The organism is Nocardia sp. NPDC049149 (assembly GCF_043197455.1).
In the GTDB taxonomy this organism is placed as follows: Bacteria; Actinomycetota; Actinomycetes; order Mycobacteriales; family Mycobacteriaceae; genus Nocardia.
The window spans coordinates 137,439-162,291 of record NZ_JBICTD010000010.1; the positions used below are offsets into that span (position 1 = coordinate 137,439).

Consider the following 24,853-nt stretch of genomic DNA (forward strand, 5'->3'; position numbering starts at 1 on the left):
GCGCCCACGTCTTCGAAATCCCCCGAAGTTATGTGTAACCCACGGTTACAGTTACCGGCGGTTACACATACTTTGTCGCTACCGGCAGGTCGTCGCCAGCGGTCCGCCGCGCAACGCGGAGTCGATCAGCTGCTGCATCGCCTGATCGGTCGGTTCGTCGGGATGGCCGACTTTGCGCCCGGGACAGAACGATTGAACGCTGGCATTGACGGCACCGGGCAGCAGCTTCGTTTCGCCGCCCTCGGTGTCGGAGAACAGGTGGAACGCGGGCAGCCCGGCCGGAACCGCGGGCGGCGCGTTGAGCTCGGCGAGGAACGCAGAACCGGGCAGCAGATCACGACAGCCCTGCGCGAACAACGCACACGCCACGGCGAGCGGTTCCCCCTCCTCCGGCGTCCCGAAGTCGACATAGGTGCCGACCCGGCCAAGCCCGCCAAGGAACTTCACGTAGTGCCGCTGCGCCAAACCGCCCATCGAGTGACCGACCAGATCGACCCGCGCCGCACCGGTCTCGTGCCGGATCGCGGCGACCTTGTCGGCAACCGCCTTCGCCGACTCGGCAATCGGCGCAGTGCCGGTGGGGGTCCCGAGCAACTGCATCGAATAGGCCGGGTAACCGCGCGACCCGAGCCAGGCGCGCAAGTTGTCCAATTTGGTCTGATTCGCGTCGAATCCGCCAATTACCAGAACGGGATTCGGGCCGACGGCATGCGCGGCGCCGGAAGGTAGGAGAGCCAACCCGAAAATCACGCAACACAGCACAACGGTCGAGCGAAAAATTCGCACGCGCATGAATGTCGACCCACTTTCGGAAACGGTTCGTTTCCGTAGAAACCCTACTGCCTATAGCCTGGGGGGTACGCGACTCAGCTACTGTCTGCACGAAAGGCACGCGGCAAACCGCGATGTCCTGCACGCCGGGGTGGCGGAAACGCCGATGTCAGAGTTGACTTGGTGACGAGGAAGGTGGTGATGGCAGTGAAACCAACCGCACTCGGCTATGTGCGGCGCGACGTGTCGGGCGCGCAGCAGGTTTGGGATGAGAGGCAGATGCGTAGTCTCGCAAGGAGACTCGGTTACGATCTCACTCAAACCGTCGTGGTCGATGCCACCGAGGACCGAATCGTCGAGCTATTGGGCGCGGTCCACCGCTTCGATGCCGAAGCAGTGATCACACCGAACCTCGAACACCTCGACGGCACCGCCGATGCGGTCGTCTCGACCTGTGATGTGATCACCGTGCGCCCCGAAAACACCTACGCCCGCTGGGCTTTCACACCCCACGCAGGGATGGACAAGTAACTCTCGCCGCCGATTCGGCGCTGCTGAGAAACACTCCCACCGTCCGCCATAGGCCTTCGATCATGCCGTGCGGATTGGTAGTCCGGATATTTCCGGGCAAACGTTCGGTTTCCCGGGGACCGCAGAGATACGATGCGCAGATGGCGCACCCCGCCCCGCCGGTTTCGGGGGCGACGGTCGCATCCGACCGTTCGCCCGTGGATTCCCGCGGCAACAGCGTCGCCGACGTGGTCGAGCGCTTCGCCGACGCGTGGCGCACCGCGAACACCCCACCCGATCTGCGGGCCTATCTGCCCGAGTCGCCCGCGATACGCCGGGTCTCGCTGATCGAATTGATCAAGGTCGATCTGGCCAACCGGTGGGGACGCAACACCGAACCGAAGCGGCTCGCGGAATACGTGGCGGACCTGCCGGAGTTGCGCACCTGGCCGCTGCCGCCCGACCTCATCTACGAAGAGTTCCACCTGCGGCGGCGGGCAGACCAGTCGGTGCAGGTCGCCGAATACACCGCGGCCTATCCCGAACAAGCCGAACAGCTTTCGGAAATGCTGGCAACCGACGACTACCACAGCACGATGATGTCGGCCGCCGAACCGGTCAACCTCGACGAGATCGACGTCGGGCAGAAGATCGACGACTTCGACCTGATGACCGGGCTCGGACGCGGCGCGTTCGCCAGGGTGTTCCTGGCCAGGCAGCGGTCGATGCAGCGGCTCGTCGCGGTGAAGATCTCCAGGGACAAGGGCACTGAACCGCAAACGCTGGCGCAGTTGGACCACGACTACATCGTGCGGGTCTTCGACCAGCGGGTGCTGGCGAGCCGCAAGCTCCGATTGCTCTACATGCAGTACGTGCCGGGCGGGACGCTGTTCACCGTGCTGGAGCGGGTCAGAGCGACGCAGGCGGAGCAACGATCCGGCCTGCTGCTGCTCGACGTCATCGACGCCGTGCTGACCGGCAAGGGTGAGATCCGGCCGAGCGAATCGGCGTTGCGTGCCCAACTCGCGACGCTGTCCTGGCCGGAAACCATCGCCTGGCTCGGCCGCAGGCTGGCCGAGGCGCTCGACTACGCGGGCAATGCCGGTGTGCTGCACCGGGATATCAAACCGGCGAACGTGCTGCTCACCGCGGACGGCGTGCCCAAGCTCGCGGACTTCAACATCAGCTTCAGCGGCAACGTCTCCGGCGACAGCCCGGTCGCCTACTTCGGCGGCTCGCTCGCCTACATGTCGCCCGAACAACTGGCGGCGGTGCACCCGGACCGACCTGGCACGGCCGAAGACCTCGACACCCGAAGCGATCTCTACGGGCTCGCCGTCATGCTGTGGGAATTGCTCACCGGGCGAAAGCCTTTCGCCGACGACTCGGTGACAGGAGGCGATCGCACGGCACTCGACGGCATGCTGGAGCGCCGGTCAGGCAGCCCGAAAGCGCTGCCATACCAAGACCTTCCCGCCGACTGCCCCGCCGCGCTGCAACGCGCGCTGGTCCGTGCGCTCGACCCCGACCCGGACAAGCGGTGGCGCTGCGGCGCGGACATGGCCCAGCAGTTCGAGGTGTGCCTCGACGCCAGGGCCCGCGACCTGGTCGACCCGCCGCCGACCAGCTGGCGGCTGCGAGCCCGGCGGCTCATGCACCCGGTCATGGCGCTCGCCATCGCCGTGCCGAACGCGCTCGCCATCTGGTACAGCTACAACCACAACCGGACGCTGATCATCGGCAAGCTGGATGCGCAGGCACAGCACCGATTCGACCAGATCGCGACCCTCACCTACGGGTTGTGTTTCCTCGTCGGCTTCATCGTGACGAATGTGCTGCTCGCCAATCTGTGGTCGGTGTCCAGCGGATTACGCAAGGGCAAGTCCTACGACACCGATGCGCTCGCGCGGGCACGGTCGGACACCTTACTGCTCGGTAAACGAAATGTGCTGACCTGCTTCGCACTCTGGGTCATCGCGGGCATCATCGTGCCGTTGTCCGTGCGGGTCTCGGGCAACCACCTCAGCGCCGAGTCCTATGTGCATTTCTTCATCACGCAGATCGTGTGCGGTGCGATCGCGATGGCGTATCCGTACTTCATGGTCAATTTTTATGCGGTGCGCTCGCTGTACCCGATGTTCCTTCCGCACGGCGGACTCGGCGGGAAAGACGCGCTGCGGCTCGCGGAGCTCGACCGGCGCAGCGCCTATTTCCTGGCCGTCGCCGCCGCGGTCCCGCTCCTCGGTGTCGCGGGCGCGACGTTCATACCCGCCGAAGACATTCCGCAGGTCATCGTGGCGCTCCGGGTGTTGTGCGTCGGCAGCGCGCTCGCCTTCATCGGGGTGTATTGGCTGTTCCGGATGCTGGAACAGGACCTGGCCGCGCTGGAACGCGTCGTCACGCGATGAGATCGATCGAACCGCTGAACCGCAATCTCGAGCGGTGGCGAGTCGGCCGAACGTTCGTCTCCGGCGGCCGTAAAACCGATGAACTGATCGGTATCCGGTACGCAGTGCTCCCAGCGGTGGCCCGCCGGATTGCTGGGCCATTTCCAGCTTCGGCGAGTACGGTATATCCCGCCGCACAGCGCAGGGACGGCGAGACACTTTCGGCCGGAAAGGCGGGCACTACATGAACGAGCGGTATTCGTCATGGGGTGCGCGGAATTCGCAGGAAGAGCTACCTCTCGCCGCGCGCTATCAGAGTGCCGAACCGATCGTTCTGCGTGGTAGCAAGGTCTATCCGATGTACACCGAGCAGGTCGGGCCCGAGCCGACGACCGTCACGGTGACTCTGCTCTCGGCCGCACCGCCCGCAGGGCTGCGCGGGCTCGGCATGGGGCTGTCGGTGGTGAACGGATACGTCGGGCTCAACGGCCGTCGCCTGGCCGGGGTCGACGTCTGGTCCGACGCCCTCGTCGGCGGCATCCGCTTCGACATCGTCAGCACCGCACCCGGCACGCTGGTCACGCTGACGCCGGTCTGGGTCGACGGCTACGGCGAGCAGAAATCGTGGGTCGGCAACTACGGCATCGTCATCGAAAACACCCCGGACGGGCGAATCGTCTTGTGGTGCAGCATCGGCGAAGGGCCAGCCAATTTCGCGAACCTCGTCGTCGACGTGCGCACCACACCGACCCACGACGTGGACCCGGCCAGCGGCCAACACCCCGACCTCGACGCCGTCCACACCCAGCCGCTCCGTTCCACCCCGAGCCTGCCTGCCAGCGTGACCGGCGGACACCCCGCGATCCAGCAGCACCCACCCGGCCAGCCCGCGCACCCGGGCGCGTACTCCCCTGACGCACAACCGCATCCGGGACTGCGCTCGAATCGCGCCCACCCCGGCCCCGATCGCCGAGCCCAATTCGATCCCACCCGAGCACCCAGCTCCGACGATCCAGCCCAGTTCGATCCGGCAACGCATCCCGGATCTGGTCGCATCGCTGAGTTCGATCCGACGGCGCATCCCGGATCTGACCACCCCGGCCAATTCGATCCGGCACAGCGCTCCGGACCCGACCGCGTCACCGAGTTCGAACCGACGGGATTCGATCGCGCCGGCCAATTCGATCCGGCAGCGCACCCCGGATCCGACCGCGGCGCTGAGGTTGATTCGACGGCACACGCTGACCGATTCGATCCGATGCAGTCGGGATCTGATCACAGCGCCGAGTTTGATCCGATGGCACACCCCGGACCCGACCGCGCTGGCCAATTCGATCCAATGCACTCGGGATCTGATCACAGCGCCGAGTTTGATCCGATGGCACACCCCGGACCCGACCGCGCTGACCGATTCGATCCAACAACACACCCCGGACCCGATCGCGCCACCGAGTTCGAACCGACAGCACACCCTGGATCCCGCGCTGGCCAGTTCGATCCGGCAGCGCACTCCGGACCCGATCGGCTTCCCGAGTTCGAACCTTCGACGCAGTTTGGGTTCGACCGCGCCGCCAACGCCAATTCGGCACCGCACATCGCTTCCGACCACCCCGCCCAACCCAATTCGGCACCGCACCCCAGTTCCGACCGCACCACCCAGTCGAGTCGAGCACCGTATCTGGATACCGATCGCGGCGGGCAGTTCGATCCGGCAACCCATCCCGGTTCTGCGCACGCTGCTCCGTTCGATCCAGCAGCACAACACGATTCCGGTGACGTAACCCGGTTCGACCCGGCACAGCACGGCTCTGGTGGCGCAGCCCAGTTCGACCCGGCACAACACGGTTCCGGTGGCGCAGCCCAGTTCGATCCAGCACAACACGGTTCCGGTGGCGCAGCCCAGTTCGATCCAGCAGCACAGTTCGGTGCTGATGGTGTCGGCCAGTTCGATTCGGCGGCACGCTCTGGATCCGATCGTGTCCCGGGGTTCGGTCCGGCGACGCCTGCTGGTTTCGATCGCGGCGCCCAGTTCGATCCGACCGCGCACTCTGGTTCCGATCGTGTTTCCGAGTTCGGTCCGGCAACGCACCCTGGTGCCGATCAACCGGCAAGTCCAAGCGCGCCACCGCAACTCGCTGCTGATCGGACCGTGCAACCCCGTCTGGCCCCGTACCCAGGTTCCGATCTCAACGCCCAGGCCGATCCGCCCGCGCCGCCGGGTGCCGATCAGCCTGCCCAATCGGGTCTGGCGGCGCGGCCTGATTCCGATCGGCGTACCCGTAGCGGCTTGGCCTCGTACCTCGGTTCCGGTCGCACCGCGCGCAATCCCGCCGCCCAGCCCGGTGCCGACCGCACCGCCCAGCCAAGCGCCACACCGCAACTCGGCACCGACCGCACCGCCAATTCGGCACCGCACATCGCTTCCGACCGCGCCACCCAACCCAATTCGGCACCACACCCCGGTTCCGACCACGCCTCCCGGCCCGGTCGACCACCGCATCCGGATACCGATCGCAGCGCCCAGTTCGATCCGGCGATGCATCTAGCTTCTGAGCACGCTGCTCAGTTCGATCCGGCACAACACCCCGGCTCCAACCGCGCCGCCCAGCCCGGTCGGATAACACACTTCGACACCGATCGCAGCACCGCGCCCGGTCCGGAATCGCAGTTCGACCCCGACCACGCCACACAGTCCGGTCGAGCACCGCATGTGGAAACCAATGGCAGCGCGCAGTTCGATCGAGCACCGTATCCGGATACCAATGGCGGCACGCAGTTCGATTCGGCACCGCACCCAGACTCCAACCACGCCGGGCAGCCCGGTCGGACACCGCACTTCGACACCGATCGGAGCACCGCCCCTATTCCGGAGGCGCAGTTCGGCTCCAACCACGCCCAACCCGGTCGAGCGCCACACTTCGATGCCGATCGCAGCATCGCCCCCAGTTCGGAATCTCAGTTCGATTCCAACCACGCCGGGCAGCCCGGTCGAGTAGCGCACTTCGATGCTGATCAGCCCAACTCGGGATCGCAGTTCGATTCGGACGGTGCCGCCCAGTCCGGCGTCGCGCCGAGCGGCGATGCCGAGCCCTCGTACGGGCCGAGCGCTCCGGCATCGATGCCGGACGAGGAGAGCGCCGACATCAGTTATCGGGCCGCGCTCTATGACCTCGGGGTCGCTATGTACAGCCGGGGTGAGGAGAACCAGGCGTGTGGGCTGTGGTCGCAGGCTGCGGCGGCAGGGCATGCCGGGGCCGCCTATGACCTCGGGGTGGTGCGGTTCCGGCGCGGGGATCTGGCGGATGCCGAGCGCTGGTGGCGGACGGCGGCGGATCGGCGTGAACCGCGCGCGATGGCGGGCCTGGCCGAACTGCTCGATCGCCAAGGCAATTACGCCGAGGCTCGGGTGTGGCGTGCGTGTGCGGACGAGGAACGCACCGCAAATGCCGACCAGTCGGTTGGTTCTAACTGAGCGCTACTCACGGGCGTGCCGCAGCCGATCCCGCGCCGCCATCAGGGCGAAGCCGAGGAGATTGAGCCCAGCCCACTCGGCCGGATTCTCGGCGCGCGGATCACTGGCCGCCAGCCCGATTCCCCAGATCCGGTCCACCGGGCTGGCTTCCACCAGCACCTGATCCCCGGTGCCGAGCAGGTAGTCGAGCAACGGCGGGTGCTGCCCGAATTTCGCGACGTTGCCGACGACCACGGTCTCGAATCGGTGCGTTGCCCACAGCTGCGTGTCGAAACCGCGGACCCGTCGCCCGATCGCCTTCGCCTCCTTGGGTGTCTCCGCCGCCAGCACCTGCTCGGCATTCTCGCTGTCGCCGAACACCATTGCCTTGCCCCACATCATGTAATGCTCGGCCGTCGCGAAATTCAGCCCGTCGACGGTGAACGGCGCCGGCCACCACTGACTCAAACAGCTCGGGCCGATCCGCCCGCTCGGCTCCGGCTGATGCCCCCAGAACCACAGATAGTCCACCTTCTCGCCGGCGGCTCGCGCGCGGACGAGCTCACCCACCGTGTGCAGGTTCATGATCAGAGTTTGCACTACACCTGGCAGCGCTGCCCGCAATTGTCAGTGCGCTCAGCCGGGTGGCCGGAAGGATCAGCCGATTGGCGGTGCGGGCAGGCAGAGCGCGGCGCCCGCGCCGAAGTCGAGCCAGTAGCCCGACGGAGTGGCGGTCAGGCGCAGCACAACGGCCGCGCAGTGCGCGCAGCGCGCGACCGTGCCGGGACAGTTCAGGTAAACCAGGGCACGGGCAAGGGGTTCGACGTTGCCGCAGGCACCGCAGCGGCAGGCGCAACCGGTGGGATCCACGGCGAAAACCTCGGAAAGGGTTCCGGCCAAGGCGTTTCCGTCGACATGAGGTGTGCTCGCTGTGGGGTGCATGGCTACTTTCCGCTCGGTCCGAAGCGTTCGGTTCTGATGGCGGCCGGGTCGTGACCCAGGGAAACCAGTGTGGCCGCGACGGATTCGACGAACCCGGTCGGTCCGCAGACATAACAGGTGACGTTCGCGGCAGGCGGCAACCCGTTGGCGTCGAGCTCGGCCCGAGTGAGCCGGTGCGGCGGCCGCGGGTTTCCGGGTGGCGCGGTGCGGGTGTAGGCGAGGAACAGGTCGAGCCCGCTTTTCTCGGTGAGTTCGTCGCGGTAGTACTGCTCCTCGGGACCACGCAGCGAATAGATCACGCGCACAGGCACATCGGCGCCGGACCGGGCACGGACCATCGACATGATCGGGACGATCCCGGAACCACCGCCGACCAGCACGGCAGCACCGCGCTCGGGCTGCCAGACGAACCACCCGCCGACCGGCCCCCTGACCTCGATCAATGCCCCCACCGGGAACACGTCGACCAGGTACTCCGACACCTCACCGCTGGGCACCCGCTGCACGGTGATCTCGATCAGTTCCCCGTTGGCGGGCGCGGCGAGTGAGTAGCTGCGCTCGGCACGGTAGCCGTCGGGCGCGGTCAGCCGGACATCGATGTGCTGGCCAGGCAGATGTCCCGGCCAGCCCGCGACGCGCAGCGAAAGTGTCCGGGCGGTGGGCGTTTCGAACCAGGCGGCGACGAGTTCGGCAGGCTGCCAGCGCATCTCAGTCGCCCTGGTATCGCTGTTCGCGCCAGGGGTCGCCGTAGTCGTGGTAGCCCGCGGTCTCCCAGAACCCCGGTTCGTCGCGGTCGAGCAGGCGAATTCCGTTGACCCACTTGGCGGATTTCCAGAAATACAGGTTCGGTACCAGCAACCTGGCCGGGCCGCCGTGCTCCGGCGCGAGGTCGCGTCCGTCGAAACGGTGCACGATCCATGCCTTGCCGTCGAGCAGCGCGGTCAACGGCAGATTCGTCGTGTAGCCGCCGTAGCAGTCGGCGACCGCGAACGCGGCCTGGGTGTCGATGTCGGCGAGCAGGGTGTCGAGGGACACGCCCTGCCAGTCGGTGTCGAGTTTGGTCCACCGGGTCACACAGTGGATGTCGACGCGAGGCCGTTCCTGCGGAAGGGCGAGCAGTTCGCGCCAGCTCCAGCGGTGCTGGCGACCGGTCTCGGTGGTGAGGGTGAAGACCCAGGAGTTCAGGTCGATGCGGGGCGTCGGTCCGGCGGAGAGCACCGGGAAATCGTCGGTGCGGTATTGACCAGGCGGCAGGCGATCTCCGGTCGGCCGCGGCCGACCATGGAAACCGGGCGAAAAGATGTTCACGCGAATCCATCCTTCCGATCGGGAGGCCTGCTCAGCATACCTTTCGCCCTGTTCACGACGACGCCGAAAAATCGGTCGCGCGCCGCGGGTCGCGTGCACTACTTTGCCCGCGTGGGAACTTTATGCATGAACGGAGTGTGCGTGGTCGCCGCGTATTACCTGCGGCTGCGCGCGGAAGCCTGGACTCTGCCAGCGCACCGCAGCACTCCGGTGTCCCGACACTGCTGATCGGGTTCCACACCGGCGGTCGATAGCGGCCGTCGGGTTTTCTGTGCCCTGGCATGGGTCCGGGCGAATCACCATCCCTGATTCGACCACTCCGCTCGGAGGACACCCATGTCTCGCAATCGTTCGCTGCCGCGTGTCCGCGTCAGCACCCGCAAGCGTCTGTCGCAGAACTTCCTCACCGACGCGCGCGCCGCTCGGCTCATCGTGCGCTCGTCCGGCGTCACCGCCGACGAGCTCGTGCTCGAGATCGGGCCCGGCGACGGCATGCTGACCCGGCAGCTGCTCGCCGTGACCGGCCGGGTCCGCGCCTACGAGAAAGACGCCCATTACGCAGACCGGCTGCGCAGACGCTACGCAGGTGACAGCCGAATAAGACTGTTCCACAGCGACTTCCGTGCGGTGCGCGCTCCGGAGGAGCCGTTCGCGGTGGTGGCCAACGTGCCCTTCGCCATCACCACCGATCTGGTGCGCTGGTGTCTGGCCGCGCGGCAGCTGACCTCGGCGACCCTGCTCACCCAACTGGAGTTCGCCCGCAAGCATTCCGGCGACTACGGCCGCTGGCCGAAGCTGACCGTCACCCATTGGCCTACCGTGGCAACGGAATTGGGGGCGCGCATCGGCCGGGACAGTTTTCATCCCGTGCCGCGGGTCGACACAGCGATCCTGCGCCTGCACCGGCGGGCGCGCCCGCTACTGTCGAGCTCGGAGCGCGCGGATTATCGCCGCGTGGTCGCGCTCGGCTTCGAGGGTGCCGGCGGCTCGTTGGCGAACTCGCTGCGCACCCGGTTCCCCACCCGCGCGGTGCGCGGCGCGTGCGCCGCGGCGGGTGTCGCCACTGATGAGCCGGTCGGGTTGATCGACCCGGATCGCTGGCTGCTGCTCTACCGGGCCTTACGTGGATAGCCCGGCCCGCTACACAAACGTATCGGATACATTTATGTATCTATCCGTGGAAGGACGCGACGTGACCAGCAATTTCGGTGACTACCAGCTCGAGATCTACCTCCAAGGCCTCGGCGGTGTACTGCCCGACCTGCCGATGACCTACACGGAATTGGCGGCCAAGGCACAGGCCGCGCTGCCACCGGGCATCTGGTCATACGTGGCAGGCGGTGCGGGCGACGAGCACACGCAGCGCTCGAATGTGGCGGCATTCGACAAGCTGGGGCTCGTCCCCCGGATGCTGCGGGCCTCGAAGACGCGCGACCTCTCGATCGAGCTCTTCGGCATGCGGCTGCCCTCGCCGATCTTCATGGCGCCGGTCGGGGTGGTCGGGCTCTGCGCGCAGGACGGGCACGGCGATATCGCGACCGCCAAGGCCGCGGCCCGCACCGGCGTCCCGATGGTGGCCTCGACGCTGACCGTCGATCCGCTCGAGGACGTCGCCGCGCACTTCGGAGACACCCCTGGCATGTTCCAGCTCTACACACCGACCGACCATGACCTGGCGCAGAGCCTGGTGCGCCGGGCCGAGACCGCGGGCTTCAAAGCCATTGTGGTGACGCTGGATACGTGGGTGCCGGGCTGGCGGCCGCGCGATCTGAGCACGTCCAACTTCCCGCAGCTGCGCGGCCACTGCCTGGCGAACTACTTCAGCGATCCGGTGTTTCGCGGCATGCTCGCGAAGAGTCCGGAGGAGGACCCGAAGACCGCCATCCTGACCTGGGTCGCGCAGTTCGGCAACGCCCTCACCTGGGACGACCTGCCGTGGCTTCGTTCGCTGACCGATCTTCCCTTGGTGCTCAAGGGAATCTGTCACCCCGACGACGCGCGCCGGGCCAAGGACGCCGGCGTCGACGGCATCTACTGCTCGAATCATGGTGGCAGGCAGGCGAATGGCGGCATTGCGGCGATCGAGCACCTGCCCGACGTGGTGGCCGCCGCGGACGGGCTGCCGGTGCTGTTCGACTCCGGCATCCGCAACGGCTCGGACATCGTGAAGGCGCTGGCGCTCGGCGCGACCGCGGTCGGCATCGGCAGGCCGTACCCGTACGGTCTGGCGCTCGGCGGCGTCGACGGCATCGTGCATGTGCTGCGCACACTGCTGGCCGAGGCGGACCTGCTGATGGCGGTCGACGGCTACCCGTCGATCGCCGACCTCACCCCGGACTCGATCCGGCGTTCCCACTGAGTCCGGCTGAATCAACTCGGCCCCAGCCGAATTGCCCACTCGCAGAGTTGGTCGACTGATCACCGGGTAATGGTGCAGGCATCGCCCGAGAAGCCACCTGCACCATTACCCCCTCGGCACGAACCCAACTCAGCTCGGCTGAATCAGCGTGCGCTTGAGGATCTTTCCGGTCGCGTTGCGCGGCAACTCTTCCAGGAAGGTCACGTCGCGTGGCACCGAGAACCGGCTGAGCCGATGCCGGATGTAGTTGCAGACCATGTCGCGGTCCAGGCCGAAACCCTCCCTGGTCACCACGAACGCCGCTAGCCGCTGGCCGTACTCCTTGTCCGGCACCCCGACCACGGCCACCTCACTGACCTGCGGCAGGTGCGAGAGCGCCTCCTCGACCGGGCGCGGGAAGACGTTCTCGCCGCCGGAGATGATCATCTCGTCGTCGCGACCCGCCACGAACAGCAACCCGTCGGCGTCGATGTAGCCGAGGTCGCCGGTGTCGAGCATGCCGCCCCATTCGGTGGGCGGCTTGGCGTCGGTGTACCCGTCGAAGAGCATGTGGTTGAGCACGAAGATGTGTCCGGTCACCCCGCGCGGCACGGGACGCAGATCCTTGTCCAGCACAGCGAGTTTGGTGCCGAGCGGCGGCCTGCCCGCGGTGGTCGGCGCGGCCCGCAGATCGGCAGGGTCGGCGATGGTGGCCCAGGACACCTCGGTCGAGCCGTAGACGTTGTAGAGCACGTCGCCGAAGGTGTCCATGAACTTCAGCACGGTCGGACCGGCAAGGGGCGCACCGCAACTGGCGACCACCCGCAGGCTGGAGGTGTCGTAGCGGTCCCTGACGTGCGCGGGCAGGTCGAGGATCCGGTTCACCATCACCGGCACCACGACCAGCGAGGTGACCCGATGTTCCTCGATCAAGCGCAGGCAGTCCTCGGCGTCGAACCGTTCCGGCAGCACGACACTCGCCCGAATCGGGGTGCTGATCTGCAATGCCGCCAGACCCCAGGTGTGGAACAGCGGCGCGGGGATGAGCATGGTCTCGTCCATCCGCAGCGGGATGCGCGACAGCAACGCCGCGACAGTGCCGAAACCCTTGGGCTGCGGGCGTTGTGCACTCTTGGGCGTGCCGCTGGTGCCGGAGGTGAGCACGATCAGCCGTCCCGGTTGCGTGGGCCGGGAGAAGGTCGGCGCCTGCAGGGCGATCAGATCATCGACGGTGTAGCGCTCGAACTTGGTGCGCAGCCCGGTGGCGAACCTGGGCACCGATACCGCCAAATATTTGGTCAGCGTATCGAATTCGTCGTCGAGAAACACCGCGGACAATCCGTGCCGATCGGCCACGTCCTCGATCTGCCTGGCCGAGAGCCCGGTATTCAGCAGCACGGTATCCACGCCGAGTTTGCCGGTCGCAACCATGCATTCGACCATGGTCGCTCGATTGCGCGAGAGTAACCCGACTTTGTCGCGCGCGCCGATGCCGAGCATATTGAGCGCCGACGCGAGTTTATGCGTGCGATCGTGCATTTGTCCGAACGTGTAGGCCGCCGTGTTGTCCACGATGGCCAGCCGATTCGGCGAGTGTCCCGCGGCGGCCGCATACCCGCCCGCCAAGGTGAATCCCCACCTGGCCAGGCCGCCGACCTGTTTGAGCGCGCGGTCGGGCCGGAAGGTGCGCACCACGCCGGTGGTCACCATCTGCTTCATCGTGCCGACCTGCTGCTTGGTCGCCGATTCCTCGCCGTTGATCAGCACCGATGTCTCGGCGCCGAGGATGGCGTCGACGACGCGATCCAGCCCGGCCATGGTCCAGGCGATCACGTCGGAATTGTCCTGATCTTCGATCCACGGGTGGATCCGGCCGGGGCAGAAGTAGGTGACGGTGACCCGAGTCTGCTCTTCTTCGCCACGTAGTCGGATCGCGGCGAAGCTGCCGAGGCCGGGGCATTGCAGCTCGAAGGTCTCGAACTCCTTGCCGACGACAAGGCGCAGGGCAGGCACTGTCAGTTCGGTGCCCGCGTTTCTGGCACGAATGAGCAGTACAGGGTGGGTGTCCGAGGTTTCCGCGCGTTCACATGCGCCGATGCCCTGAAACATCCGGGTGTAGGTCTGCGGGTCCATGAAAAAGTCCCACAGCGCTTTGCGTGCGGCTGCGAACTCCGCATCTATTGTGATGACGTTCGTTACCAACTGCGTGCAATTCTTCATGGGCCGACCGAGCGGTATGCGTCGGCATGGTTACGTAGTTGTACCCACCGGTAACAATCAGGTCAAGGGGTTGACCGGTAGCCGAGCATTAGCCGCGAAACTGGACGTACGCCCACTTTACTGTGCGTCGCCGCCACCGCACAGCACTCTGCACAAAGTACCGAAAAAGCCTCCTGCGCAGCCCTGTAGGCGGCCGTTGGACGAGAAGGCTAGGCGCACAGCCACGGTGGGCGGCGGAATCGGCGTACAGGAACGAGTTCGACCCGGCGGCGCCGGTGAGTGATCTTGTGGCAAACTTCCAAGATCAACTTGTTGTCCAGAACATTGCACACGCCAGAAGAACTTTTGGCGGCGCGCCAGGAAACGATGGCCGAATTCGACTGCGCGCGAGACCCGTCGTGCAGCCTGCAGAGCGCGCGCAGGGAGCGTACCTCCGATACGCGCGAGGCGCGCGCCGGGCGATACCACACCCGGAATAACCAGCGGGGCCGCCAGTTAAACACTGGCGGCCCCGGCTGATTCGCCTCAGTCGTGTCGAATCATGAAGACAGCGGCGTGAAGTCACGACTGCCGATGTAGCCAGGTCGTGGCTCAGGCGCCGCGAACGGTTCGACCAGAGTGTTCTCCACGCTGTTGAACACCAGGAAGATGTTCGAGCGCGGGAACGGGGTGATGTTGCTGGACGACCCGTGCATCAGATTCGAATCGAACAGCAGCGCCGACCCCGCCCGGCCGGTGAACTGGCTGATGCCATAGCGATTCGCCAACGATGTGATATCGGCCTCGGTCGGTACGCCGATCTCCTGCTCCTGCAACGATTCCCGGTAGTGCTCGGCGGGTGTGCTGCCCAGGCACGGCACGAACGTCCGATGCGAGCCTGGCATCACCATCAGGCTGCCGTTGATCGGATAGTTGTCGGTCAGCGCGATGGACAGGCTCACCGCGCGCGGTGTCGGCATGCCGTCCTCGGCGTGCCAGGTCTCGAAATCCGAGTGCCAGTAGAAACCCGAACCACGGAAGCCCGGCATGTAATTCACCCGGCTCTGATGGAGGTAGACGTCGGAGCCGAGCAACTGCCTGGCCATCCCGGCAACCCGCGACTCGCGCGCCAGCTCCGCGATCGCCGCGCTCAGCCGGTGCACCTCGAAGACCGAGCGCACCTGGTTCGACGCCTTCTCCACGATCACCCGATCGTCGTCGCGCAACGCGGGATCCCCGGCGAGACGGCCGATCTCGGCGCTGAAATCGGCCACCTCGTCGGCGGTGAGGAGTTCGTCGACGCTGGCGAACCCATCGGCGTCGAAATTGGCCAGCGCCGGGTTCTCGACCTTGCCCCACACGGTCGGGTGCGAGCGCTCGATATGGTCCGACGGCGCATCCAGCCGCGTCGGATAGCGATCGATGCGATCGGTCGCCGGCAGAGTGTCGCTGTGCTGCAAGACCATTGCCGACTATCCCCCGATCGTCGCGGCGACCAGCGGGTACGCCCCTGTGCTGTCGTGGACCTCCTGCCCGGTGACCGGGGGGTTGAACACGCACATCATCCGCATCCGGGTGCGTGCCGTCAGCCGGTGCCGTTCGTTCTCGTCGAGCAGGTACATCGACCCGGGCGCAAGCTCATAGGTGACGTTGTTGTCGAGGTCGACGAGCGAGCCTTCGCCCTCGATCAACCACACCGCCTCCACGTGATAACGGTAGTGGAATTCGTGCTCGGTGCCCGCCTCGATGGTGGTCTCGTGGAAGGAGAAGCCGACGCCGTCGCCGCCGAGGATGATGCGCTTGCTGCGCCAACCCTCGCCTGCCACATCGCGATCCGTGCCGGTGATCCCCTCGGTGGTGCGCACGATCATGCGATCGCCCCCATGCCCTGGCAGACGGTGTCGACGGCGGTGCCGAGGATGTGCAGGCCGTGGTCGAGTTCCTGATCGGTGATCGTCAACGCGGGCAACAACTTCACCACCTCGTCGGTGGAACCCGAAGTCTCCACCAGCAATCCGCGCTCGAACGCGACCTGGCAGACCTTGCTCGCCTGCGAGGCGTCGTCGAACACCACGCCGTGCACGAGGCCGCGGCCACGCGTCGAAAGTCCTGGCACACTGTCGGCCAGCTCGGTCAGCGTCCGCGCGATCCGCTCGCCCTTGGACAGCGTCGCGGCCTGCAGCGCGCCGTCGGACCAGTAGTGCCGCAACGCCACCGACGCGGTGACGAAGGCCGGGTTGTTGCCGCGGAAGGTGCCGTTGTGCTCACCCGGCGCCCACTGGTCGAGCTCGGACTTGAACAGCACCAGCGCCATCGGCAGGCCGTAGCCGCCGATCGACTTCGACAGCGTGACGATATCGGGGGTGATGCCCGCGATCTCGAAGGAGAAGAACGGCCCGGTCCGGCCGCAGCCCATCTGCACGTCGTCGACGATCAGCAGAATCTCCCGCGCCGCGCACAGCCCGGCCAGGTGCCGAAGCCATTCCGCGCGTGCGACATTGACGCCGCCTTCACCCTGCACCGTCTCGACGATCACCGCGGCGGGACGATCGAAACCCGACGAGGTGTCGTCGAGAACCTTCTCCATCCACTGGAAATCGGCGGTGGTGTTGTCGAAGTAGCCGTCGTAGGGCATGTGCGCCGCGTGCACCAGCGGGACGCCCGCGCCTGCGCGCTTGGCGGCGTTACCGGTGACCGAGAGCGCGCCAAGGGTCATGCCGTGAAAAGCGTTGGTGAAGCTGACGATGGTCTCGCGGCCGGTGACCTTACGGGCCAGCTTGAGCGCGGCCTCGACCGCGTTGGCGCCGGTCGGCCCGGGGAACTGGACCTTGTAGTCCAGCCCGCGCGGCGCGAACACGGTGTCGCGCAAGGATTCCAGCAGCTCACGCTTCGCCGAGGTAGACATGTCGAGGCCGTGCGTGATGCCGTCGCCCGCGATGTAGTCGAGCAGCGGCTGCTTGAGCACGTCGTTGTTGTGGCCGTAGTTCAACGCGCCCGCACCCGCGAAGAAGTCGAGGTAGTCCTTGCCGTCCTCGTCGCGCAGCCAGCTGCCCTTCGCCTTGGTGAAGACGGTGGGCCAGGCGCGGCAATACCCACGGACGTTGGACTCCAGGCTTTCGAAAATGCTGGTGTCGGCGTTGATCATCGGTGTTCCTCCTGCGTTGCGCGAGCGGTCGGTGCGATGAGATAGAGATCTTCGGGCGCGTGGCTGTCCGGGAAGACGCCTGCGGCGAAGAAGGGACGCTTGGTGATTCGGGCGTTGCGGCGGCGGGCCACCGAGGTGAACAGCGCGATGGACGCGGCGTTGTCCGGCGAGATCGTCGTCTCCAGCTTCGAGACGCCCTGGGCGGCAACGTTGTTCAGCAAGGTATGCAACAGATGCCCGCCGGTGCCCCTGCCCTGCTGACGCGGATGCACCGCGACCTGCCACACGAACAGCGTGTCCGGCGCCTCCGGGCGGATGAAGCCGATCACGTAGCCGACGATGCGGCCGTTGCGTTCGGCGACCACCGAGGTGCGGGCGAAGTCTCGGCTCCACATCAGGTAGGCGTAGCTCGAATTGGTGTCGAGCACGGTGGAGTTCTTCGCGATCCGCCACATCTGGGCGCCGTCGGCGACGCGGGGTGCGCGCAGGATGACGGTGGGTGCGGACTGAGTGCGGGAGGTGGGTGGTCCCAGCGCGGCCGCGGCCTGTTCGACACGGAGGCGCTCGAGTTCCGCGGTGTTCAACTTGTGCTCCGCGGGCTGCGCTCTGTGCTTCGCGGTGTTCAACGTTGGCAGTGACATACAACTCCCTGGTCGGGTACTGCAGTACTTATCCAGGCTTACGAACCAACTTTGAGGTGGCCCGGTCGACTTCATTACGGTTGTATTACGGCTCGATTTCGCCGACGGCCGGTAGCGTTACCTGAAACCGGGCGCCGCCACCCGGCCGCTCGGTGCATTCGACCTGGCCACCGTGCTTTATGACGGTCTCGGCGACCAGCGCGAGGCCGATGCCGGTTCCGGTCGCCGAGCGGCGTCCGTTACGTGCGGTCGCGAAACGTTCGAAGATGCGCACCCGGTCCGCGACCGGCACACCCGGCCCGGCGTCGTCGATCACGATCACCGCGTCGTCCCCGCGGCAGCCCGCGGTGACCCCGACAACGCCGCCGCCGTGCAACTCGGCGTTCTGCAGCAGGTTCGCCACCGCACGCTCCAGCTCGAGCTTGCGGCCGAGCACGATCACGTCCTCGGCGACGGTCAGCACGTCCGAGGGATACCTGCGCTCGGCCAGTGTGTGGATCAACAGATCGCGCACCGACAGCGGTTCCTGGTCGCCGCGATGCATGCCCGCCTCGACCCGCGCCAGCGCGAGCAGGTCGTCCAGCAGCCGTCGCAGATGGTCCACCTCGGCGGTCACCAGGGCGAGCGCGCGTTGCGAACGCTCCGGCAGGTCCGCGCGATGCCGATTGAGCACCTCGACGCTGGCCATGAACGTGGTCAGCGGCGTGCGCAACTCATGGCTGACATCGCCGAACAGCCGGTGTTCGCGCTCGATGCGTTGCTGCAGCGAGGCGACCATGGTGTTGAACGACTCGACCGTGCCCGCCAGATCCTGATCCCTGGTGGCGGGCAGGCGCTGATCGAGGTCGCCGGAGGCGATCCTGGCGGCGGTCACGGCGAGCTGATGCAGCGGGGTGAGCACCCGCCTGCTCGCCCACCAGCCGACGGCCGCGCCGATCCCGGTGACCACCACGGCCGAGCCGATCAGCACATTGCGCAGCAGATCCAGGTTGTCCTGCAGCAGCAGATCGTTGTGACCGACCTCGGCGCGTTGCAGGTAACTGCGGCTGATGGCGAACACCGACACGACCAGCACCAGCGACATGAATGCTGCGATCGCGGTGAACATGGCGGTCACCCGGCCGCGCAGACTCCAGCGTTGCGGGGCCTCCCGCAGGCGACAGCCCCAGCCGGCGAACCGGCTCGGGGCGGGTCCGTCACGTGCGGGAGGCTTGATGTCGGACCAGCGCTCAGCGCTGGACATCGAGGCGGTAGCCGAGCCCGCGCACCGTGACGACGAGTTGCGGGTCGGACGGGTCCCGTTCGATCTTGGTGCGCAGCCTGCGCATGTGCACGTCGACGATCCGCTCGTCGCCGAAAAAGCCTTGGTCCCATACACGTTCGAGCAGCACCGTGCGGCTGAGCACCCGGCCAGGCGACTCGGCCAGCTCACACAGCAACCGGAATTCGGTGAGCGTCAACCGGATCTGCTCGTCGCCGCGACGGACCACGCCACTGTCCTGCGCGAGGATCAACGGCGTGCGCGGATCGGCGTCGAGCACCACCTCCTGCGGGGCGTCCCGCTCGGCAGTGAGCCGGGCACGGCGGCGCACGGCACGCATCCGCGCGGTGATCTCCTTGATCTCGAACGGCTTGGTCACGAAGTCGTCGGCGCCGGCCTCCAGCGCGGCCACCACGTCATGGGTGTCGTCGCGGGCGCTGACCACGATGATCGGCACGTCGTGCTCGCGCCGGATCTCGCGAATGCAGTCGAAACCGTCCATGCCACCGAGCATCAGATCCACGATCATCACATCGGGCACACCGTTGCTCCGCAGATGGGTGAGCGCGTCCTCGGCCTCCTCCGCCTCGGCGACGTCATAGCCCTCGTCCTCCATGGCGAGCCGCAGCGCGCCGCGGACCCGGTCGTCGTCCTCAACGATCATCAGGTTCGCGCTCAAGTAACCATCCTTTGCAGACACGCAGCACGCGTCCGATACGGAGAATCGCATCCCCATACCGACGCGACATTCCGCTGTTCGAGCACCTTGCCGACCTACCAGGTACCCGAACAGACCGTTCGGTAAACGCCAGCCGGACGCTTGATCAATAGTCGAAGCGGCTGATACCGATCGCCGTCGGCGCGGCCATCGAGCCGAACACGGCGACACCGGCATCGGCGTCGCGAACGCAGCAACTCCTGCTTCTCGGCCGAAATCGATGCGCCGAGAACCATGATCAGCGTCTAACTGGTTACCCCTCCACCCTGTCCTCGCGAGCGGCGTTACGCAACCGTTACGTGATACCCGACACATTCCGGTCGTGAGGTGTTCACCTCCTTCCAAACGGAAACCCTGTGACCGAAAACTCGGGTCACAGGGCTCAGCGGCTCGGACGATGCGGTGGCGTGCGGTCAGCGCTCCTCGCGATTCGGGCGTTCCAGACGGTTGAAGTTGCTCGGCGACCCGTCCGGTAGCCGGTCCAGGTAGCGCAGCTGCAGGCGCCGCGCGTCGAAGGTGGCAAACCATTCGTCCCAATCGACCGGCCGCAGCACCGCGCCGCCGTAACCGGGAAAATCGAAGCGCAGCACACCGAGTCGCCCGTTGTACTCGCTGCCCGGCGTGGTGGCCGGGCGCGCACCGCGCTGCTCCGCCCACTCCCGGATGGTGTCGTGATTCCTGGTGACGCGGGTGTGCTCCGCGTTCCCGTTGTGCTTGTGGTTCCCGTTGCGCTGGTTCCCGTTGCGCGAGTGGTCACCCCCCTCGGGCATGCGCGCCTCCTGCGGGTATTTCGGCGACCTCGGGCTGCCCGGTCCGGCGTACGGATTCCGGGTGCCTAGTCGGTGGTCGTTCATGACGAGCTCCTGAGCCATCGGCATCGTTTTCCGGCCTCCCTTTCACGTACCCGGCGTCAACTTCGCACAAACCGCCAGTCCGTCACACATCCTGCGGAATCGCCCCACACACCCCGAAAACGCTGACCAACAGTCGATGTGAAGCGAGTCACCCCGCAATACAGCGGCAACCGATGTCCACCCCGGTTGGCAGACACGGGGTCCGGCCGGCACACGCCCGACCCGGCCTGCCACACCCAGAATCCAGCCAGGCACACACGCATACCCGCAATGCAGCCGGGAACACGCGAGATCCCGCCGGCCACGGCGGGGCAGACGCGGCGGTCGGGCTTGGCAGCGCGGGGTCAGGCCCAGCGCACGCCGGACCTGGCCAGCCATACGCGGGATCCAGCCGGCCACGCCCGCGCAGACGCGGGGTCAGGCTTGGCAGCGCGGGGTCAGGCCCAGCACATGCCGGACCTGACCAGCCACACGCAGAACCCAACCGGGCACACAGGAATCCGGCCGGCCGCAGCCAGGCACCCGCGGAATCCGCCAGGCACACACGTACCAGAAATCCGGCCAGGCACGGTCGGGCAGACGCGGCGGTCGGGCTTGGCAGCGCGGGGTCAGGCCCAGCGCACGCCGGACCTGGCCAGCCATACGCGGGATCCAGCCGGCCACGGCCGTGCAGACGCGGGGTCAGGCTTGGCAGCGCGGGGTCAGGCCCAGCACATGCCGGACCTGACCAGCCATACGCGGAATCCAGCCGGGCACGCCCGCGCAGACGCGGGGGCAGGCTTGGCAGAGGCGGGTACGCACGGAGTCCAGGTCGGCATGCGCAGGGTGGGTTGATTCGACGCGGGCTGGGTGGGTACCGCGGGACCGAGGAGGAATACAGATGACAAGTCCAGTGCTCCCCGAACCAAGCCCGGTGCCGCCGACGCCCAACCCGGATCCGGTGCCACCGAACCCCGATCCCGTACCGCCCAACCCGAACCCCGAACCCGTACCGCCCAACCCGAACCCCGTGCCGCCCAACCCGAACCCCGTGCCGCCCAACCCGGACCTGGATCCGATACCACCTAACCCGGATCCGGTGCCGCTGAACCCGAATCCTGCACCGGTGCAGCCGAATCCGATTCCGCCGATCCCCGGCCCGGACCCCGCGCCCGCCCCGCCGCAACCGGGACCAACACCTCCCCCGATCCCGGAGCCTCGACCGGATCCCGACCCGGGTCGGCCACTGCCGCCGGTTCCTGAGCCAGGCGGACCATTCCCGCCGACAGATCCAGTACCCCCGCCGGCGGATCCATCACCACCGAATCTTGTTTGATATCAGCAAACTTCGGTCAGTCACCGACACATGACACACCCACCCTGAGCAACCCACGACGGCCGCGTTCGCCGAGCAACCGTCAAACCCGCGGAGAGCGACGCACCTATCGGTGCGGATCGACACCGGTTCCGTGGATCCGCACCGGTTCTGGGTGTGCAGGACTGGTGCGGATCCACAGAAAGGGTGCAGACCCACGGAAAGGGTGCGATTTCGATGCCGAACCCGGCGCCGAACGCGCACAGTTCCTGCCGAGGCACCCCCCATTCCCAGTATCTGGGAATGGGATGGATGGTTTCGTGTCGAGGGGGCAGTGGTGGCGGGGGCTTCTCGGGCGATGCCGCCACCAGTGCCTCGTGATCAGTTGACCAACTCCGGAAACGACATGGATGCGCGGAGGGGGTGCGGGATTCGGAGGGTTCGCGATCACGGGAGGGGGCGTGGTGCGTTAGTCGCGTAATGCTTGGTCGCGCAACTGGTTCAAGGTGTTCGACAGGATGCGCGAGACGTGCATTTGGGAGACGCCGAGCACTTCGGCGATCTGGGTCTGCGTTTTCGACTCGAAGAACCGCATGATCAGCACCTGGCGTTCGCGGGCGGGCAGCTCTTCGATCAGGGGGCGAACAGCGAGGTAGTCCTCGACCAGATGGTAGGAGTTTTCCTCCGCCCCAAGGCTTTCCAGCAGCGGCAGCGGCGCATTCTCGATATCGTCGCCTGCCACCGCGTCGAGGGACGAGGACTGGTAGGCGTTGCCCGCGATCAACGCCTGGGTGACCTCGACGAGATCGACCTCGAGTTCCTCGGCGATCTCCCTGGCCCGCGGTATCCGGCCGAGCCGCTGCGACAGCCGCTCCACGGTGGCGCCGATGCTGAGCTGAATCTCCTTGGTGCGGCGCGGCACTCGCACCGACCAGGTGTTGTCGCGAAAGTGCCTGCGCACCTCCCCCATGATGGTCGGCACCGCAAACGACAGGAACGACGAACCCCTGGTGACATCGAATCTGTCCGCGGCCTGCACCAGCCCGAGCCGGGCGACCTGCAGCAGATCGTCGAAATTCTCGCCGCGCCCGGAGAACTTACGCGCGATGTGTTCGGCGAGCGGCAGACATCGCCCGATCAACTCCTCCCGCATCGTTTCCCGACGCGGGTCCCCCTCGGCCAGTGCGGCGATCTTCTCGAACAGCGGCTCGATATTGTCGTAGCTGTCCCCGCGTGACCTCGATTCACGCGCCATCGGCGGCACCCCGGACCCAGCTGAAATCGATAATCGTCGGATATCCGGAAACCACGCCGTCGAAAGGCGCCTGCGCGGCGGCGATCGAATGCGTCAGCGTGCGCACGATATGCCACCCGAAACCGGCCTGACCCACCACGGTAACGGAGGCAGCCACCGCGGCGACGTGCACAAACATATGGTTCGTGTCGTAGGTGAATTCGCAATCCAGATTCGAACCAGGCACCGCGTCGAGAATCAACGAGGTGGCGACTTCGTCGAGCGCGAGACGAATATCGGTGACCTCATCGATCGCGAAATCGGCAATGAGCGCGACGGTCTCCGCGAGGGCGCGCAGCATTGTCAGCTGTTCCAGCCTAGCGGGGATTCGGACACCGATTGTCGTTGTTTCCGTAGAGGATTGGGAAGTCCACTCCCCCATGCCCATCACCACCTTGTTCTCCGCAGCCGCCCGGCGCGCTCGGCGTCGTCCGTTGTTCGGGCCGCCCGATGCCCATCACCGCAGCAGGCCGGAACAGGACTGCCGCGACGCTCCTACCCGTCGTACCCGCCGCAGCAGTCCTGAAACCGTCGGTGAAATATCAGCCGACGTCGACTCGTTGGTGGGCGGTCAGCAGCAGATGGTCGAATCGGGTGCGCAGCGCGACGGTCGAATCGGTCAGTGACGCGAAGTCGGCAACCAAACGCGAAGCGAGCGTGCGCAGTTTGATGTTGGTTTCCTGCGAACGCCAGCTCAGCACCTTGAACGCCTGTTCAGCGCTGACGCCGTAGACCAGCATCACCGCGCCCTTGGCCTGCTCGATCACCGCGCGTGAGGCCCACAGTTCGGGCAGCGCGTCGTCGAGCGCCTCCTGGCGGTGCACCTCGAGGGTGTCGGTGACATCGATGTAGTAGCCGGATGTGCCCGCGACCCGGCCCGCGTCGTCGTGCAGGTGATCGGCGACCACGATGACGTGGTGCACGCCGCCTGCGGTGTCGATGATCCGGTGCCTGCTGGAGAACGGTTCGGCGTCATCGATGGACTTGGCCAACGCGTTGGCCACCTGTGCGCGATCGTCGGGGTGCTTGTGCCGTAACAGCAGCTCGGTGGTCGGCGTGACCGTGCCGGGCTCGTAGCCGTGCATCATGGCCACCTCGTCCGACCATTCCCAGCGTTGGTCGGCGAACCAGAAACGAAAATTACCGACACTCTGTGGTGTCCCTAGTCCGATCACCCGATCCAGTGCGAGAGAATCCTCGGGCTGGATCGGCCCCATTTCAGTCACAGCGCAAGTATCCGTCGTACACCCGCGCCACGCGACCAGATCGGGGCACGCCACGCCGGAATCGCCGCAGCTCCTGGGTCGGATTCAGGTCACGCGTCCAAGGCGGCTCGCATCGACGAGTAACGGGAGAACAACGGCCGCACGCCCGCGACTTCGAGTGCGCGTTCGATCTCGCGGCGCTCGGCGACGAGGCGGACATCAATACCGTCGCAGGCGGCCCGGTGTTTCATCGAACCGAGCATCGCGGCGGCCCGGATACTGAGGAATCTGGCCGCCCGCAAATCGACGACGACCGCGCGGCAGTCCGAGCGGAGCGCGCCCTCCATGGTCGAGAAGAATTGAGGATAGGCCACCGCATCCAATTCGCCTTCGACACGGACCACCGCGCATTCGTGCTGCCGGTCCACGCGTTGGGCCCAGGACCGGGTTGCGCGCGGTGCTGGTCCAGAGCCGTTGCGTTGCACGCCGTCGGCGTACTCGTGCAGTGCGGAGCTGACGGACATACTGAGCCTCC

General features: G+C 66.6%; 22 protein-coding genes. 5 read left to right on the forward strand and 17 right to left on the reverse strand.

Annotated features, from left to right (window positions below):
* Positions 1 to 78 precede the first annotated feature (78 nt).
* Positions 79 to 792: an esterase/lipase family protein gene (locus ACGFNJ_RS34030; protein ID WP_393457855.1), complete on the reverse strand. Its 714-nt coding sequence runs from the start codon at positions 790 to 792 to the stop codon at positions 79 to 81.
* A gap of 180 nt (positions 793 to 972) precedes the next feature.
* Between ACGFNJ_RS34030 and ACGFNJ_RS34035 the strand changes: the two genes are divergently transcribed.
* The 3 genes from ACGFNJ_RS34035 to ACGFNJ_RS34045 all read left to right on the forward strand — a co-directional run bounded on the left by ACGFNJ_RS34035 (position 973) and on the right by ACGFNJ_RS34045 (position 7,140).
* Positions 973 to 1,302, forward strand: coding sequence for a hypothetical protein (locus tag ACGFNJ_RS34035; protein WP_393458467.1), 330 nt, complete (start codon positions 973 to 975; stop codon positions 1,300 to 1,302).
* A 140-nt stretch (positions 1,303 to 1,442) separates the two neighbouring features.
* Positions 1,443 to 3,689 carry a protein kinase gene (locus ACGFNJ_RS34040; protein WP_393457858.1) on the forward strand — a complete coding sequence of 749 codons (2,247 nt, stop codon included), beginning with the start codon at positions 1,443 to 1,445 and terminating at the stop codon, positions 3,687 to 3,689.
* Between the two features lie 223 nt (positions 3,690 to 3,912).
* Positions 3,913 to 7,140: a hypothetical protein gene (locus tag ACGFNJ_RS34045; protein ID WP_393457861.1), complete on the forward strand. Its 3,228-nt coding sequence runs from the start codon at positions 3,913 to 3,915 to the stop codon at positions 7,138 to 7,140.
* A 3-nt stretch (positions 7,141 to 7,143) separates the two neighbouring features.
* On the opposite strand, the gene ACGFNJ_RS34050 is transcribed toward ACGFNJ_RS34045, so the two are convergent.
* The 4 genes from ACGFNJ_RS34050 to ACGFNJ_RS34065 all read right to left on the reverse strand — a co-directional run bounded on the left by ACGFNJ_RS34050 (position 7,144) and on the right by ACGFNJ_RS34065 (position 9,369).
* Positions 7,144 to 7,704 (reverse strand): NADAR family protein, encoded by a 561-nt coding sequence (locus ACGFNJ_RS34050; protein WP_393457864.1) that lies wholly within the window; start codon positions 7,702 to 7,704, stop codon positions 7,144 to 7,146.
* A 72-nt stretch (positions 7,705 to 7,776) separates the two neighbouring features.
* Entirely contained in the window at positions 7,777 to 8,061 is a 285-nt protein-coding gene (locus ACGFNJ_RS34055; RefSeq protein ID WP_393457867.1) for a DUF6510 family protein, read from the reverse strand.
* Between the two features lie 2 nt (positions 8,062 to 8,063).
* The gene (locus ACGFNJ_RS34060) at positions 8,064 to 8,768 is read right to left on the reverse strand and encodes a ferredoxin reductase (RefSeq protein ID WP_393457870.1); all 705 of its coding nucleotides are present in this window, start codon (positions 8,766 to 8,768) and stop codon (positions 8,064 to 8,066) included.
* A 1-nt stretch (position 8,769) separates the two neighbouring features.
* Positions 8,770 to 9,369, reverse strand: coding sequence for a sulfite oxidase-like oxidoreductase (locus ACGFNJ_RS34065; protein ID WP_393457873.1), 600 nt, complete (start codon positions 9,367 to 9,369; stop codon positions 8,770 to 8,772).
* Between the two features lie 336 nt (positions 9,370 to 9,705).
* Between ACGFNJ_RS34065 and erm the strand changes: the two genes are divergently transcribed.
* Both erm and ACGFNJ_RS34075 read left to right on the forward strand, forming a co-directional pair.
* Positions 9,706 to 10,500, forward strand: coding sequence for a 23S ribosomal RNA methyltransferase Erm (gene erm, locus ACGFNJ_RS34070; protein ID WP_393457876.1), 795 nt, complete (start codon positions 9,706 to 9,708; stop codon positions 10,498 to 10,500).
* Positions 10,501 to 10,534: 34 nt separating this feature from the next.
* Complete coding sequence (locus tag ACGFNJ_RS34075; protein WP_393457879.1) at positions 10,535 to 11,728, forward strand: lactate 2-monooxygenase; 1,194 nt, start codon at positions 10,535 to 10,537, stop codon at positions 11,726 to 11,728.
* A 129-nt stretch (positions 11,729 to 11,857) separates the two neighbouring features.
* Here ACGFNJ_RS34075 and ACGFNJ_RS34080 read toward each other — a convergent pair whose 3' ends face one another.
* The 12 genes from ACGFNJ_RS34080 to ACGFNJ_RS34135 all read right to left on the reverse strand — a co-directional run bounded on the left by ACGFNJ_RS34080 (position 11,858) and on the right by ACGFNJ_RS34135 (position 24,842).
* Positions 11,858 to 13,909: an AMP-binding protein gene (locus tag ACGFNJ_RS34080; protein ID WP_393458470.1), complete on the reverse strand. Its 2,052-nt coding sequence runs from the start codon at positions 13,907 to 13,909 to the stop codon at positions 11,858 to 11,860.
* Between the two features lie 557 nt (positions 13,910 to 14,466).
* On the reverse strand, positions 14,467 to 15,372 hold the full coding sequence (gene thpD, locus ACGFNJ_RS34085; RefSeq protein WP_393457882.1) for an ectoine hydroxylase: 906 nt from the start codon (positions 15,370 to 15,372) through the stop codon (positions 14,467 to 14,469).
* A gap of 6 nt (positions 15,373 to 15,378) precedes the next feature.
* Positions 15,379 to 15,777 (reverse strand): ectoine synthase, encoded by a 399-nt coding sequence (locus ACGFNJ_RS34090; RefSeq protein WP_393457885.1) that lies wholly within the window; start codon positions 15,775 to 15,777, stop codon positions 15,379 to 15,381.
* Positions 15,774 to 17,051, reverse strand: coding sequence for a diaminobutyrate--2-oxoglutarate transaminase (gene ectB, locus ACGFNJ_RS34095; RefSeq protein WP_393457888.1), 1,278 nt, complete (start codon positions 17,049 to 17,051; stop codon positions 15,774 to 15,776). The genes ACGFNJ_RS34090 and ectB overlap by 4 nt, the downstream gene beginning before the upstream one ends.
* Positions 17,048 to 17,692: a diaminobutyrate acetyltransferase gene (gene ectA, locus ACGFNJ_RS34100; protein WP_393457891.1), complete on the reverse strand. Its 645-nt coding sequence runs from the start codon at positions 17,690 to 17,692 to the stop codon at positions 17,048 to 17,050. The genes ectB and ectA overlap by 4 nt, the downstream gene beginning before the upstream one ends.
* 85 nt (positions 17,693 to 17,777) lie before the next feature.
* Complete coding sequence (locus tag ACGFNJ_RS34105; RefSeq protein WP_393457894.1) at positions 17,778 to 18,935, reverse strand: ATP-binding protein; 1,158 nt, start codon at positions 18,933 to 18,935, stop codon at positions 17,778 to 17,780.
* The gene (locus tag ACGFNJ_RS34110) at positions 18,922 to 19,632 is read right to left on the reverse strand and encodes a response regulator transcription factor (RefSeq protein WP_393457897.1); all 711 of its coding nucleotides are present in this window, start codon (positions 19,630 to 19,632) and stop codon (positions 18,922 to 18,924) included. The genes ACGFNJ_RS34105 and ACGFNJ_RS34110 overlap by 14 nt, the downstream gene beginning before the upstream one ends.
* Before the next feature lie 452 nt (positions 19,633 to 20,084).
* On the reverse strand, positions 20,085 to 20,525 hold the full coding sequence (locus tag ACGFNJ_RS34115; RefSeq protein ID WP_393457900.1) for a hypothetical protein: 441 nt from the start codon (positions 20,523 to 20,525) through the stop codon (positions 20,085 to 20,087).
* 1,763 nt (positions 20,526 to 22,288) lie between these two features.
* Positions 22,289 to 23,074, reverse strand: coding sequence for an RNA polymerase sigma factor SigF (locus ACGFNJ_RS34120; RefSeq protein WP_393457903.1), 786 nt, complete (start codon positions 23,072 to 23,074; stop codon positions 22,289 to 22,291).
* Positions 23,064 to 23,495 (reverse strand): anti-sigma factor, encoded by a 432-nt coding sequence (locus ACGFNJ_RS34125; RefSeq protein ID WP_393457906.1) that lies wholly within the window; start codon positions 23,493 to 23,495, stop codon positions 23,064 to 23,066. The genes ACGFNJ_RS34120 and ACGFNJ_RS34125 overlap by 11 nt, the downstream gene beginning before the upstream one ends.
* Before the next feature lie 160 nt (positions 23,496 to 23,655).
* Positions 23,656 to 24,330, reverse strand: coding sequence for a PAS and ANTAR domain-containing protein (locus ACGFNJ_RS34130; protein ID WP_069162798.1), 675 nt, complete (start codon positions 24,328 to 24,330; stop codon positions 23,656 to 23,658).
* Positions 24,331 to 24,428: 98 nt separating this feature from the next.
* Positions 24,429 to 24,842 (reverse strand): STAS domain-containing protein, encoded by a 414-nt coding sequence (locus ACGFNJ_RS34135; RefSeq protein ID WP_069162799.1) that lies wholly within the window; start codon positions 24,840 to 24,842, stop codon positions 24,429 to 24,431.
* Between the last annotated feature and the right edge of the window lie 11 nt (positions 24,843 to 24,853).

What these genes read in the sequence shown, in the direction of transcription:
- ACGFNJ_RS34030 (WP_393457855.1), bottom strand. Translation starts at nt 792, where the DNA reads ATGCGCGTGCGAATTTTTCGCTCGACCGTTGTGCTGTGTTGCGTGATT.
- ACGFNJ_RS34035 (WP_393458467.1), top strand. Translation starts at nt 973, where the DNA reads ATGGCAGTGAAACCAACCGCACTCGGCTATGTGCGGCGCGACGTGTCG.
- ACGFNJ_RS34040 (WP_393457858.1), top strand. Translation starts at nt 1,443, where the DNA reads ATGGCGCACCCCGCCCCGCCGGTTTCGGGGGCGACGGTCGCATCCGAC.
- ACGFNJ_RS34045 (WP_393457861.1), top strand. Translation starts at nt 3,913, where the DNA reads ATGAACGAGCGGTATTCGTCATGGGGTGCGCGGAATTCGCAGGAAGAG.
- ACGFNJ_RS34050 (WP_393457864.1), bottom strand. Translation starts at nt 7,704, where the DNA reads ATGAACCTGCACACGGTGGGTGAGCTCGTCCGCGCGCGAGCCGCCGGC.
- ACGFNJ_RS34055 (WP_393457867.1), bottom strand. Translation starts at nt 8,061, where the DNA reads ATGCACCCCACAGCGAGCACACCTCATGTCGACGGAAACGCCTTGGCC.
- ACGFNJ_RS34060 (WP_393457870.1), bottom strand. Translation starts at nt 8,768, where the DNA reads ATGCGCTGGCAGCCTGCCGAACTCGTCGCCGCCTGGTTCGAAACGCCC.
- erm (WP_393457876.1), top strand. Translation starts at nt 9,706, where the DNA reads ATGTCTCGCAATCGTTCGCTGCCGCGTGTCCGCGTCAGCACCCGCAAG.
- ACGFNJ_RS34075 (WP_393457879.1), top strand. Translation starts at nt 10,535, where the DNA reads ATGTATCTATCCGTGGAAGGACGCGACGTGACCAGCAATTTCGGTGAC.
- thpD (WP_393457882.1), bottom strand. Translation starts at nt 15,372, where the DNA reads ATGGTCTTGCAGCACAGCGACACTCTGCCGGCGACCGATCGCATCGAT.
- ACGFNJ_RS34090 (WP_393457885.1), bottom strand. Translation starts at nt 15,777, where the DNA reads ATGATCGTGCGCACCACCGAGGGGATCACCGGCACGGATCGCGATGTG.
- ectB (WP_393457888.1), bottom strand. Translation starts at nt 17,051, where the DNA reads ATGATCAACGCCGACACCAGCATTTTCGAAAGCCTGGAGTCCAACGTC.
- ectA (WP_393457891.1), bottom strand. Translation starts at nt 17,692, where the DNA reads ATGTCACTGCCAACGTTGAACACCGCGAAGCACAGAGCGCAGCCCGCG.
- ACGFNJ_RS34105 (WP_393457894.1), bottom strand. Translation starts at nt 18,935, where the DNA reads ATGTCCAGCGCTGAGCGCTGGTCCGACATCAAGCCTCCCGCACGTGAC.
- ACGFNJ_RS34115 (WP_393457900.1), bottom strand. Translation starts at nt 20,525, where the DNA reads ATGAACGACCACCGACTAGGCACCCGGAATCCGTACGCCGGACCGGGC.
- ACGFNJ_RS34120 (WP_393457903.1), bottom strand. Translation starts at nt 23,074, where the DNA reads ATGGCGCGTGAATCGAGGTCACGCGGGGACAGCTACGACAATATCGAG.
- ACGFNJ_RS34125 (WP_393457906.1), bottom strand. Translation starts at nt 23,495, where the DNA reads ATGGGGGAGTGGACTTCCCAATCCTCTACGGAAACAACGACAATCGGT.
- ACGFNJ_RS34130 (WP_069162798.1), bottom strand. Translation starts at nt 24,330, where the DNA reads ATGGGGCCGATCCAGCCCGAGGATTCTCTCGCACTGGATCGGGTGATC.
- ACGFNJ_RS34135 (WP_069162799.1), bottom strand. Translation starts at nt 24,842, where the DNA reads ATGTCCGTCAGCTCCGCACTGCACGAGTACGCCGACGGCGTGCAACGC.